Origin of the sequence: Streptococcus sp. 20925_1_22, assembly GCF_041431685.1 — a bacterium.
Classification (GTDB): domain Bacteria; phylum Bacillota; class Bacilli; order Lactobacillales; family Streptococcaceae; genus Streptococcus.
On sequence record NZ_JAPVYE010000001.1, the window covers coordinates 42,163 to 54,934 of the forward strand.

Annotated in this window: 13 protein-coding genes; 12 read left to right on the forward strand and 1 reads right to left on the reverse strand. The window is 43.1% G+C overall.

What is annotated here, in order from left to right; all coding sequences use genetic code 11:
* Window positions 1-72: 72 nt before the first annotated feature.
* The 12 genes from O3621_RS00205 to O3621_RS00260 all read left to right on the forward strand — a co-directional run bounded on the left by O3621_RS00205 (window position 73) and on the right by O3621_RS00260 (window position 11,818).
* Window positions 73-1,701 carry an oligosaccharide flippase family protein gene (locus O3621_RS00205; RefSeq protein WP_371513225.1) on the forward strand — a complete coding sequence of 543 codons (1,629 nt, stop codon included), beginning with the start codon at window positions 73-75 and terminating at the stop codon, window positions 1,699-1,701.
* A gap of 96 nt (window positions 1,702-1,797) precedes the next feature.
* Complete coding sequence (locus O3621_RS00210) at window positions 1,798-2,955, forward strand: cystathionine gamma-synthase (protein WP_371513226.1); 1,158 nt, start codon at window positions 1,798-1,800, stop codon at window positions 2,953-2,955.
* Complete coding sequence (locus O3621_RS00215) at window positions 2,948-4,123, forward strand: MalY/PatB family protein (RefSeq protein ID WP_371513228.1); 1,176 nt, start codon at window positions 2,948-2,950, stop codon at window positions 4,121-4,123. Before O3621_RS00210 ends, O3621_RS00215 begins: the two co-directional genes overlap by 8 nt.
* A 163-nt stretch (window positions 4,124-4,286) precedes the next feature.
* Complete coding sequence (upp, locus tag O3621_RS00220; RefSeq protein WP_002894672.1) at window positions 4,287-4,916, forward strand: uracil phosphoribosyltransferase; 630 nt, start codon at window positions 4,287-4,289, stop codon at window positions 4,914-4,916.
* A gap of 80 nt (window positions 4,917-4,996) precedes the next feature.
* Entirely contained in the window at window positions 4,997-5,614 is a 618-nt protein-coding gene (locus O3621_RS00225; protein ID WP_314449401.1) for an ATP-dependent Clp protease proteolytic subunit, read from the forward strand.
* Window positions 5,615-5,774: 160 nt separating this feature from the next.
* Window positions 5,775-6,044: a YlbG family protein gene (locus tag O3621_RS00230; protein WP_002920616.1), complete on the forward strand. Its 270-nt coding sequence runs from the start codon at window positions 5,775-5,777 to the stop codon at window positions 6,042-6,044.
* 88 nt (window positions 6,045-6,132) lie between these two features.
* Window positions 6,133-7,293, forward strand: coding sequence for an ABC transporter substrate-binding protein (locus O3621_RS00235; protein ID WP_223313399.1), 1,161 nt, complete (start codon window positions 6,133-6,135; stop codon window positions 7,291-7,293).
* Window positions 7,294-7,538: 245 nt separating this feature from the next.
* Complete coding sequence (locus O3621_RS00240) at window positions 7,539-8,408, forward strand: branched-chain amino acid ABC transporter permease (protein ID WP_002897070.1); 870 nt, start codon at window positions 7,539-7,541, stop codon at window positions 8,406-8,408.
* Window positions 8,409-8,411: 3 nt separating this feature from the next.
* Window positions 8,412-9,365 (forward strand): branched-chain amino acid ABC transporter permease, encoded by a 954-nt coding sequence (locus tag O3621_RS00245; RefSeq protein WP_002913099.1) that lies wholly within the window; start codon window positions 8,412-8,414, stop codon window positions 9,363-9,365.
* Window positions 9,365-10,129, forward strand: a complete 765-nt coding sequence (locus O3621_RS00250) for an ABC transporter ATP-binding protein (RefSeq protein WP_314449320.1) — start codon at window positions 9,365-9,367, stop codon at window positions 10,127-10,129. The genes O3621_RS00245 and O3621_RS00250 overlap by 1 nt, the downstream gene beginning before the upstream one ends.
* Window positions 10,129-10,839, forward strand: coding sequence for an ABC transporter ATP-binding protein (locus tag O3621_RS00255; protein WP_314449321.1), 711 nt, complete (start codon window positions 10,129-10,131; stop codon window positions 10,837-10,839). The genes O3621_RS00250 and O3621_RS00255 overlap by 1 nt, the downstream gene beginning before the upstream one ends.
* Window positions 10,840-11,161: 322 nt before the next feature.
* Window positions 11,162-11,818, forward strand: a complete 657-nt coding sequence (locus O3621_RS00260) for a CBS domain-containing protein (RefSeq protein WP_125342362.1) — start codon at window positions 11,162-11,164, stop codon at window positions 11,816-11,818.
* 34 nt (window positions 11,819-11,852) lie between these two features.
* On the opposite strand, the gene O3621_RS00265 is transcribed toward O3621_RS00260, so the two are convergent.
* A complete protein-coding gene (locus O3621_RS00265; protein WP_314449323.1) occupies window positions 11,853-12,740 on the reverse strand; it encodes a YitT family protein in 888 nt (295 codons plus the stop codon).
* Window positions 12,741-12,772: the final 32 nt, after the last annotated feature.

Sequence of the window (12,772 nt, forward strand, 5' to 3'; positions counted from 1 at the left end):
CCTTATGGCTGGGTTTTACAAGAGGCAAGGAAAAGTTTATAATAAAAGAAGAATAAATAGAAGAGGTTTTCTATGAGCCAAGAAACAACAAGCCAGCAGCAGCAGATGCTGCGGGGAACTGCCTGGCTAACTGCCAGCAATTTTATCAGTCGTCTTCTGGGTGCCATCTATATCATTCCTTGGTATATCTGGATGGGCAAGCACGGCGCTGAGGCCAACGGCCTTTTTACTATGGGCTACAATATCTATGCCTGGTTTTTACTGATTTCGACAGCCGGCGTGCCAGTGGCAGTAGCCAAGCAGGTAGCTAAGTACAATACCATTGACAAGGAAGAGCACAGCTTTACTCTCATCCGAGAGTTTCTAAAGTTTATGTTGCTTTTGGGAGCTGTCTTTGCAGTGATTATGTACCTGCTCTCACCAGTTTTTGCTTCTATGTCAGGCGGCGGAGCGGACTTGGTTCCTGTTATGCAGAGCCTCTCTTTGGCTGTTTTGATATTCCCATCCATGAGTGTCATCCGCGGCTTTTTCCAGGGCTTTAACAATCTCAAGCCTTATGCCATCAGTCAGATTGCGGAGCAGGTCATTCGGGTTATTTGGATGCTGCTGACAGCCTTTTTCATCATGAAAATCGGTTCTGGCAACTATGTAGAAGCAGTTACCCAGTCAACATTTGCAGCTTTTATTGGTATGCTGGCCAGCATGGCTGTCTTAGCCTTCTATCTCTGGAAGACAGGGATGCTGACTTCCATCCTTCATAAACCTGTTAATGCTACAGAGATTAATGGCCGTGCCCTCCTCTGGGATACCATTCGGGAGGCCATTCCTTTCATTATAACAGGATCTGCCATTCAGCTTTTTCAGATTATTGACCAATCTACCTTTATCCATGTCATGGGCTGGATTAGCAAGTACAGCAAGTCCGAGCTATTGGTTCAGTTTGCCTATTTCTCAGCTAATCCTAATAAAATTACCATGATTTTAATTGCAGTGGCTACCTCTATCGGCGGTGTCGGGATTCCTCTCTTGACCGAGAACTATGTCAAAGGTGATTTTCGCTCGGCTGCCCGCTTGGTGCAGGATAATCTTAGTATGCTGATTTTCTTTATCCTGCCAGCAACTATTGGTGCTGTTTTGGTTGCGGAGCCTCTGTATACTGTCTTCTATGGCAAGCCAGATGGCTTAGCATTAGGCCTTTTCATCTTTGCTATGCTGCAGACCATTATCCTCAGTCTATATACGGTGTTAGCTCCGATGATTCAGGCCCTTTTCCAAAATCGAAAAGCTATTATTTACTTCCTCTATGGAGTGGGAGTCAAGTTGGTGCTGCAAGTACCCTTGATTTATATTTTTAAAGCTTATGGTCCTCTTCTTGCGACGACAGTTGGCTTGATTATCCCAATCCTGCTCATGTATCAGGAAATTCGCAAGGTAACAGGTCTGAATCCTAAGAATCTCTTTAAGCGGAGCCTTCTGTCAGTGATTCTGACAGTTCTGATGTGCATCTTTGTCTTGGTGGCAGAGCTTCTTATCGGTCTCTTCCTTCATCCAAGCGGTCGGATTTCCAGCTTTATCTATATCGCTCTGATTGGCGGTATCGGTCTCGCTGTCTATGGCGGACTGGCGCTCAAAGTTCGCCTTATGGATCGCTTTATCGGTTCAAAAGCGGCTAGTCTGCGCCGACGCTTTCATATCTATTAAAAAGCCATATGGCTTTTTAATTTTTAGCTTTGTTTTTCTAAAACTTTAACATTATAGTTTCAAACTATAGCTAGCTCTTGAAAAGAAAAAAGATAAATGTTTTCAAAAGATGTTACAATAGAGGGTGAAATATTAGCGAAGGATTGGAAGGTTAATATGAGTAAGGACGTAAAATTAAATACACTACTGGCTCAGGCTGGGGTAAAAAAAGATGAAACAACTGGTGCTTTAACAACACCCCTGCATTTTTCAACGACCTACCAGCACCCTGAGTTTGGCCAGTCAACAGGTTATGACTATACTCGGACGAAGAATCCAACGAGGGTTAGCTTGGAAGAGACTCTGGCTGCTATCGAAAGCGCAGACTATGCACTAGCAACTAGCTCTGGTATGTCGGCTATTGTGCTGGCATTTAGTGCCTTTCCAGTCGGCAGTAAGGTTTTGGCTGTTCGGGATCTCTATGGCGGATCTTTCCGTTGGTTTGCCCAAGCTGAAGCAGAAGGGCGTTTTGCCTTTAGTTATGCCAATACAGAAGAAGAACTACTCAATAATCTGACAGAGGATATAGATATTGTCTATATCGAGACACCGACCAATCCTCTTATGGTAGAGTTTGACATTGCCCGCATTTCGCAAGCAGCTCATGAGCGAGGAACAGCTGTCATTGTGGACAATACCTTCTACAGTCCTATTTACCAAAGACCACTGGAGGATGGAGCTGATATTGTTCTGCACTCTGCGACCAAGTATCTAGGCGGGCACAATGATGTCTTGGCTGGAGCTATCATGACCAATGATGCTGCTATTTATGATAAGCTATTCTATAACCTCAACACAACTGGGCCAGTCCTGTCTCCTTTTGACAGCTATCTGCTTTTGCGTGGTCTCAAGACATTAGCTCTCCGCATGGAGCGTTCTACTCAGAATGCGCAAGAAGTAGTCGCTTTTCTGAAGCAATCTCCTGCGGTAAAAGAGGTTCTCTATCCAGGCAAGGGCGGTATGATTTCCTTTAAAGTTGTGGACGAAGGGAAGATTCCTCATCTCTTAAATAGCCTGAAAGTCTTTACCTTTGCGGAAAGTTTGGGCGGAGTAGAGAGTCTGATTACCTATCCGACGACCCAGACTCACGCAGACATTCCGGTGGAGGTGCGTCATTCTTATGGCTTGACTGATGATTTGCTGCGCTTGTCGATTGGAATTGAGGATAGTCGTGATTTGGTAGACGATTTACGAGCAGCCTTGGAGAATGAATAATATGGGAAGATATAATTTTGAAAAAGCCCCCTGTCGTGTGGGGCATCATACTTATAAATGGAAAGAAGTGGAGAAGGACAAAGAAGTCCTGCCAGCCTGGATTGCAGATATGGATTTTGAAGTCCTGCCTGAAATCCAGCAAGCTGTTCATGACTATGCTAATCAGTTAGTCTATGGCTATACCTATGCTAGTGAAGAGCTAATCAATGCTGTTCTTGATTGGGAGCGGGATGAGCACGACTATACCTTTGATCGGGATGCTTTGGTATTTATCGAGGGGGTTGTTCCTGCTATTTCGACGGCTATCCAAGCCTTTACCAAGGAAGGTGATGCTGTTCTAATCAACACTCCTGTTTACCCACCTTTTGCCCGCAGTGTCAAGCTCAATAATCGGCGGCTTATTACCAATTCTCTGATAGAGCAGGACGGTCTCTTTCAGATTGACTTTGAGCAGCTAGAGCGGGACATTGCAGACAATGAAGTCAAGATTTATGTTCTATGTAATCCTCATAATCCCGGAGGCCGAGTTTGGGAACGGGAAGTATTAGAGAAAATTGGCCGCCTCTGCCAAAAGTACGGCGTCCTCGTGGTCTCAGACGAAATCCACCAAGACTTGACGCTGTTTGGCCATGAACACCAGTCTTTTAATACTGTCTCGCCTGAATTTAAGGACTTTAGCCTGATTTTAGCCAGTGCGACGAAGACTTTTAATATTGCTGGGACTAAAAATTCCTATGCTGTGATTGAAAATCCTAGCTTGCGGCAACGATTTAAAAAACGCCAGCTGGCCAACAACCAGCATGAAATTCCTGGTCTTGGATTTTTAGCAACAGAAGCAGCCTATCGTTACGGTTGGTCTTGGTTGATGGAACTCAAGGAAGTTCTGGAGAAAAATGTGAATTTTGTGGTTGATTATTTTGCCAAGGAAGCGCCGCGCCTTCGAGTCATGAAGCCTCAAGGGACTTATCTGATTTGGCTGGACTTTTCAGATTATGGCCTGACAGATGACCAGCTCTTCCAGATGCTGCGAGAAGAGGCTAAGGTTGTCCTGAATCGGGGAAGTGATTTTGGCCAAGAAGGTAAAGGTCATGCCCGCCTAAATGTTGCTGCTCCAGAGACGATGGTTGAAGAAATCTGCTCCCGTATTGCAGAGGTATTGCCAAAATAAATCAAAAACTGTTTTGATTTATTTCTCAAATACCTTTATATTATGTGTTATAGTCTACGGAAGTAAAGTACAGAAAATCCTTGAAAAGGCTTGCTTATGGCAAGCCTTTTCACTCTTTTTTTGATATAATAAGAGGAATAAATTGAAAGAAGGAAATCCAATCATGGGAAAACTTGAAGTTATCGCTCATCCGCTTATTCAGCATAAATTGTCTATCTTGCGTCGTACAGATACCTCTACCAAGGCATTTCGTGAATTAGTTGATGAAATCGCAATGCTCATGGGATATGAGGTCTTGCGCGATTTACCACTTGAAGATGTAGAAATTGAAACACCAATTACTAAAACAGTCCAAAAACAGATTGCAGGGAAGAAATTAGCTATTGTACCAATCTTGCGAGCTGGTATTGGCATGGTGGATGGACTTCTGAGCTTGGTTCCAGCAGCTAAGGTCGGCCATATCGGAATGTACCGTGATGAGGAAACCTTGAAGCCGGTTGAATACCTGGTCAAGCTGCCAGAAGATATTGACCAACGTCAGATTTTTGTTGTGGATCCAATGCTAGCTACTGGTGGTTCTGCGATCTTGGCGGTGGATTCTTTGAAGAAACGTGGTGCTAGCCACATTACATTTGTGTGTTTAGTTTCTGCGCCTGAAGGAGTAAAAGCTTTGCAGGAAGCTCATCCAGATGTTGATATTTTCACAGCTGCTCTAGATGACCATCTCAATGACCATGGTTATATCGTACCAGGACTGGGAGATGCAGGAGATCGTCTTTTCGGAACCAAGTAGAAGTTTCTATTTGACCTTTTTTGACTAAAAGGATATAATAGTCTCGTAATTTGAAATTCTATTCCCTAGTTTGATAGAAAATTTTAAAAAGAGAAAGAGAGAAAACTATGATTCCTGTAGTTATTGAACAAACCAGCCGAGGGGAGCGCTCCTATGACATTTATTCTCGGCTATTAAAAGATCGGATTATCATGCTGACTGGTCCAGTAGAGGATAATATGGCTAATTCAGTCATTGCCCAACTCCTTTTCTTGGATGCACAGGACAATACTAAAGATATTTATCTCTATGTAAATACGCCGGGTGGATCCGTTTCAGCAGGTCTGGCTATTGTGGACACTATGAACTTCATCAAGTCTGATGTTCAGACCATTGTTATGGGTGTAGCTGCCAGCATGGGAACGGTCATTGCTTCCAGTGGTGCCAAAGGCAAACGCTTCATGCTTCCAAATGCAGAATATCTGATTCACCAGCCAATGGGCGGAGCTGGAAGTGGCACTCAGCAAACGGATATGGCCATTGTAGCTGAGCACTTGCTTAGAACTCGGAATACCTTGGAAAAAATCTTGGCTGCGAACTCTGGCAAGTCCGTTGAGCAAATCCATAAGGATGCGGAACGCGATTACTGGATGAGTGCTCAGGAAACCTTGGAATACGGCTTTATTGATGAAATCATGGAAAATAGCAATCTGAACTAACATAGGAGGAGCCAAAAACGGCTCCTTTTTTGCTGTTTTGAATCTGACAAGCTACCAAGTTCCGGTGTTTTAAGCTGACTATAAAGCTTTTCAGGGCTAGTTTTTTTGACCTATCTTTGCTATAATCATCTAAGAACTACATGGACCGGAAAGGAGTTTTATGATAGAGAGAGAAGAAAGAGTGGGCTTGATTGTCTATCTTTACTATAATCGAGATGCCAAAAAGCTGGCAAACTTTGGGGATATTATTTATCATTCTAAGAAGCATCGCTATCTGCATCTCTATGTCAAGCAAGAAGAAGCCCAGAACTTACAGGAGAATCTGCCCAAGGAGCGCTATGTTAAGCAAGTTCGGATTTCTCACATAAAAGAACTAGATCAAAACTTTGTTGGAAGCCTGTATAGAGAGCAAGAAAACGTTATCATTTGATAAAATTTCTATAAAGGGTTGACAATTGTCAGATAATTCGATATATTCTTACTATATCATCAATCAAATCACTTAAGGAGATTTCCGAATGAAGAAAAAATTTGCACTATCCCTAGTAGCTTTTGCTAGTGCGGCCCTTCTCGCAGCTTGTGGAGAAGTATCCAATAACAACTCAACGGCAACTGGTACAGAAATTGGCGATACGATTAAATTTGGTTTTAACTTTGAAGAATCAGGTGAAGTAGCAGCCTACGGTACAGCTGAACAACATGGTGCTCAGTTGGCAGTTGATGAGATCAACGCTGCTGGCGGCGTAGATGGTAAGAAGATTGAAGTTACTGATAAGGATAACAAATCAGAAACAGCTGAAGCATCTACCATCACTACTAGCTTGGTTACCCAAAGCAAGGTAAATGCAATCATTGGCCCTGCGACTTCTGGAGCTACAGCTTCAGCTACTGCAAATGCTGCTAAAGCAGGTGTGCCAATCATTACACCAAGTGCGACACAGGATGACCTGACCAACAAGCAAGATTATCTTTTCCGTGCTACCTTTATTGATAGCTACCAAGGTAAAATCATTTCTAAGTATGTCACTGACAACTTGAAAGCTAAGAAAGTCGTTCTTTACTATGATCAATCCAGTGACTACGCTAAAGGAATGGCGGATGCCTTCAAGAAGGAATTCAAAGGTGAGATTGTAGCAACAGAAACTTTCCAATCCAAGGATACAGACTTCCAGGCTGCTTTGACAAAGATTAAGGGCAAAGAATTTGACGCTCTGGTTGTTCCAGGTTACTATACAGAAGCTGGTAAAATTGTCAATCAAGCGCGTGGTTTGGGTATTGACCAAACAATCGTTGGTCCTGATGGCTTTGGTGATGCTAAGTTCGTTGAGCAAGCAACTCCAGCTGCAGCTACAAATGTTTACTATGTATCTGGCTTTACAACTTCTGGTGAAATGTCAGAAAAAGCTAAGAAGTTTGTTGAAGCATACAAAGCTAAGTACAAAGAAGAGCCATCTATGTTTGCAGCTCTGGCATATGACTCTGTTTATATGGCAGCAGAAGCAGCCAAAGGTGCTAAAACTTCTGTAGATATCAAAGACAACTTGGCTAAGCTTAAAGATTTCGATGGAGTGACCGGTTCAATCACTATTGATAAAGATCACAATCCAGTGAAAACAGCTTTGATGATTGGCTTGAAAGACGGTCAAGTAGATACTGTAGAAACAGTTAAAGCGGAATAAGAATTACGAGGCTGGGGCTATCCCAGTCTTTGACTTGTTTTCTATTTTTAGTTGCTTGAGCAAGTTAGTAGATGATTTCTTTCTTTCTGAATCTGCGGATTTGAGAGAGTATCGTTTTATAATCTATTCTTCTTCGTTTCTCAATCAACTATTATTCGTATTTTGGGAGTGGGATGATAAAATCACGACCTAGTCTGCTGATTTTTCTCCCATTCCTTATTTTATTATAGAAAGAGTGGTGTCTAATGCTCCAACAATTAGTCAACGGTCTAATCCTGGGTAGTGTTTATGCGCTTCTGGCTTTGGGTTATACCATGGTTTATGGGATTATTAAGCTGATTAACTTTGCCCATGGCGATATCTATATGATTGGTGCCTTTATGGGTTATTACTTGATTAATATCCTGAAGTTTAATTTCTTCCTTTCTCTTATTTTAGCGATGATTGGGACAGCGATTCTCGGTGTGGTTATTGAGTTTTTAGCCTATCGTCCTCTACGAAATTCGACTCGGATTGCGGCTTTGATTACAGCCATTGGGGTCTCTTTTCTTCTTGAGTATGGCATGATTTTCTTTGTCGGTGCCAATACCCGTTCCTTCCCGCAGGTTATTAAAACAGTACGCTTTAACTTAGGGCCGATTTCTATCTCAAATATTCAGTTGCTGATTTTGGGAATTTCGATTTTCCTCATGGTGGCTCTGCAGTTCATCGTGCAGAAGACAAAGATGGGTAAGGCTATGCGGGCCGTATCCGTAGACAGTGATGCTGCTCAGCTGATGGGAATCAATGTCAATCGCACGATCAGCTTCACCTTTGCTTTGGGGTCAGCTCTTGCAGGGGCTGCTGGTGTTCTAATTGCCCTTTATTATAATTCATTGGAGCCTTTGATGGGGATGACTCCAGGTATTAAGTCCTTTGTAGCGGCCGTTCTCGGTGGTATTGGAATCATTCCTGGTGCTGCGCTTGGTGGCTTTGTTATCGGTCTTTTGGAAACTTTTGCGACAGCACTTGGACTTTCTGATTTCCGCGATGCCATTGTCTATGCGATTTTGATTGTCATTCTTCTGATCCGTCCAGCTGGTATCCTCGGCAAAAATGTGAAAGAGAAGGTGTAAGGTATGAAAAAGAATTTAAAGGTAAATATTTTCTGGCTTGGCCTTGTCTTAATCGGCTACCTGCTGATGACAGTATTGGTTAGTGCTGGTGTTCTTAATGCTTTTTACATTCAAATCTTAGAGCAGATCGGGATTAATATTATTTTGGCTGTGGGGCTCAACCTCATCGTCGGATTCTCAGGTCAATTCTCTCTTGGGCACGCTGGCTTTATGGCTATCGGTGCCTACGCAGTAGCAATTATTGGCTCTAAATCGCCAACTTATGGAGCCTTCTTCATTGCCATGCTGGCTGGAGCTATCATTGCTGGTATTGTGGCTTTGGCAGTTGGTTTGCCAACCCTGCGTCTTAAAGGGGACTATCTTGCGATTGCGACTCTTGGTGTCTCTGAGATTATCCGGATTCTGATTATTAATGGCGGTACTTTGACGAATGGCGCAGCTGGTATCCTATCCATTCCGCCTTTTACGTCTTGGCAGATGGTCTATGTCTTTGTTGTTATCACAACTATTTTGACCTTGAATTTCCTGCGCAGTCCTATTGGCCGCAGTACTCTGTCTGTCCGTGAGGATGAGATTGCTGCCGAGTCTGTTGGGGTTAATACTACTAGAATCAAGGTGACAGCCTTTGTCTTGGGAGCTATCACGGCTTCTATTGCTGGCTCTCTTCAAGCTGGCTTCGTTGGTTCAGTTGTTCCTAAGGACTATTCCTTTACTAACACTATCAATATCTTGATTATTGTAGTTTTTGGTGGCCTAGGCTCTATGACTGGAACCATTGTAGCTGCAGTGGTCTTGGGAGTTCTCAATATGTTGCTGCAGGATGTATCCAGCATTCGGATGATTGTCTATTCTTTGGCTTTGATCTTGGTCATGATTTTCCGTCCAGGTGGGCTTTTAGGAACTTGGGAGCTCAGTCTGTCTAAGCTCTTCAAAAAGAATAAGGAGGTCAAAGAATAATGGCACTTCTTGATGTAAAAAATCTAACTAAAAACTTTGGCGGTCTGACTGCTGTCAGCGATGTGACCTTGGAACTCAACGAGGGCGAGCTGGTTGGTCTGATTGGGCCTAATGGTGCAGGAAAAACGACTCTTTTCAACCTCTTGACTGGTGTTTATGAGCCGAGTGAAGGAACAGTGACACTGGATGGTCATTTGCTAAATGGTAAGGTTCCTTACAAGATTGCTGCTTTAGGTCTCGGGCGGACCTTCCAGAACATCCGGCTCTTTAAGGATCTTAGTGTTTTGGATAATGTTTTGATTGCCTTTGGTAATCATCATAAGGCTCATGTGTTGGCTTCCTTCTTCCGCCTGCCAGCCTACTACAAAAACGAAGAAGAACTCAAAGACAAGGCTTTGGAGTTACTGAAAATTTTTGACTTGGACAAGGAAGCAGAAACCTTGGCTAAGAACCTAGCTTATGGTCAGCAGCGTCGCTTGGAAATCGTTCGGGCCTTGGCAACAGAGCCTAAGATTCTTTTCTTGGATGAGCCGGCTGCAGGGATGAACCCTCAGGAGACAGCAGAGCTGACTGCATTGATTCGACGGATTAAAAACGAATTTAACATTACTATCATGCTGATTGAGCATGACATGAGTCTGGTAATGGAAGTCACTGAGCGAATATATGTTTTGGAGTACGGCCGCTTGATTGCGCACGGAACACCTGATGAAATTAAGAATGACAAATGCGTTATTGAAGCTTATCTAGGAGGTGAAGCCTAATGTCCATGCTTAAAGTTGGGAATCTCTCTGTCCATTATGGCATGATTCAGGCTGTCCGTGATGTCAGCTTTGAAGTAAACGAAGGAGAAGTCGTTTCCCTGATTGGTGCCAATGGCGCTGGGAAAACGACCATTCTCCGGACTATTTCAGGCTTGGTTCGTCCAAGTGCTGGTAAAATTGAATTTGTAGGCAATGAAATTCAAAAAGTTCCTGCTCAAAAAATCGTAGCAGCCGGACTTTCGCAAGTACCAGAAGGTCGACATGTCTTTCCAGGACTGACAGTTTTGGAGAATTTGGAAATGGGTGCCTTTCTCAAAACAAACCGCGAAGAAAATCAAGCCAATCTCAAAAAGGTCTTCTCTCGTTTCCCACGCTTGGAAGAGCGTAAAAATCAAGATGCTGCAACCCTTTCAGGTGGTGAGCAGCAGATGCTGGCTATGGGACGGGCGCTGATGTCTACTCCTAAACTTTTGCTTTTGGATGAACCTTCTATGGGCTTGGCGCCGATCTTTATCCAGGAAATCTTTGATATTATCCAAGATATTCAGCGACAAGGAACAACTGTGCTTTTGATTGAGCAGAATGCCAACAAGGCTCTCTCTATCGCCGACCGCGGCTATGTTCTTGAAACAGGCAAAATCGTTCTGTCCGGAACTGGCCAAGAGCTCCTCGCTTCTGACGAAGTCCGCAAAGCATATCTAGGTGGCTGAAACAATCCAGTGGATTGTTTCAGGTTGCAGATGGAAACTCACGGCAGCGAGTTTTCTTCAAAATGTCTGGGAGACATTTTTAGGTTTTTGATAGAAAGTTATGGTAGTAACTTAACATTTTGAAAAGGTCCATTGGACCTTTTTTCTTCTCTTAGATGCTTAAAATAGTATATCTAGCCATTGTCCATCTTCAATTTTTCCAATCGCGGGATTTTTCTAAATTTTGAAAACTTAGGCAAAGGCCTTGGAAGCGTTTGAAATCAGCTGCAAAATAAAGTATAATAAGTATAAGAATTATGGATAGGAAAAAGGGGGAACTCTTATGGCAGTTAAAGATTTTATGACGCGTAAGGTGGTTTATATCAGCCCAAATACAACGATTGCTCATGCGGCAGATATGATGCGTGAGCAGAAACTCCACCGTCTGCCGGTGATTGAGAATGACCAACTAGTGGGACTGGTGACAGAAGGAACGATTGCAGAAGCTAGTCCATCTAAGGCAACGAGTCTGTCCATTTATGAGATGAACTATCTTCTCAACAAAACAAAAGTTGGTGATGTTATGATTCGTGATGTGGTCACGATTTCTCAGTTTGCCAGTCTGGAAGATGCGACCTATCTGATGCTGAAAAATAAGATTGGCATCCTGCCTGTTGTGGACAATGAGCAGCTTTACGGAGTTATCACTGATCGTGATATTTTCAAGGCCTTCTTAGAAGTATCTGGCTATGGTGAAGAGGGAGTTCGGCTACGCTTTGTCACTGAGAATAAGGTGGGGGTTCTTGAGCAGATTATCCGTCTTTTGGTGGAAGAAAATCTCAACATCTCCAATACAGTCAATATCCCACGCAAGGATGGCAAAGTTGTCATTGAAGTACAATTAGCTGGTAATATAGATACGGCGCTTCTCAAGAAAAAATTTGAAGAGAATGCGATTGAGCTGGCTGAGATTACACATACTTCAGCAAAAGCTTTATAAGCGATAAAAAAAGCCTCATCGTTAGATGAGGTTTTTAACGTACAATAGGTTGTTTGTTGGCATCTAAAGTGAAGCCTTCGCCCAAAATCTCATGAGCTTCGGTAATAGTAGTAAAGGCAAATGGATCGACTTGGTTAATGAGTTTTTTCATTTGCTGCATTTCATTACGGGAAACAACACAGTAGACAATTTGCAGATCCTGCTTGCTATAGAAGCCTTGCCCCTTGAGGTAGGTCACTCCACGATCCAGCTTGTCATTGATAGCTTCAGCTAGCTCAGTGGGCTTACTGGTAACAATAAGGAATCCCTTACCAGCAAAACCTCCTTCTGCAATTAGGTCAATGACGCGGGAGGTGATAAAGACAAACATGAGGGTGTAAGATACCATGCGTAAGTCTTTGAAGACTAGGAGAACCAAGGTAATGACTACAAAGTCAACCGTCAGCATGAGTCTGCCCATGGAAATGCTGGTGTATTTATTGAAGATGCGGGCCACAATGTCCGTACCGCCAGTTGTTCCGCCAGCATTAAAGATGGTGCCCAGTCCAATCCCCATAATAATCCCCGTTCCAAGACAGGCTAGTAAGACATCGCCGTCCAGAGCTGAGATAAAATAGTCTTGCAGGTGTTTGGAGGCAGGTAAGATTTCAAAAATCTTGAGCCAAGCAGACACGGAGAAGGTCCCTAGAATGCTGAGATAGAGGGTTCTTGAGCCCAGTAGCTTCCAAGCAATAATAAAGAGAGGAATGTTAATAATCAGGTTGGTCGTCGAGACAGGGATTTTAAATAGATAGTAGGCAATCAAGGTCAAACCCGTCGCGCCACCTTCATATAAATGAAAGGGAATGACCAAATAATGAATCCCAAAAGAAAAAATTCCAGCCCCCAAAATGATGGCCAGTACGTTTTTTAATTTAAACATAAGATCCTCCTAAATCTATTTCCAGAAATTTC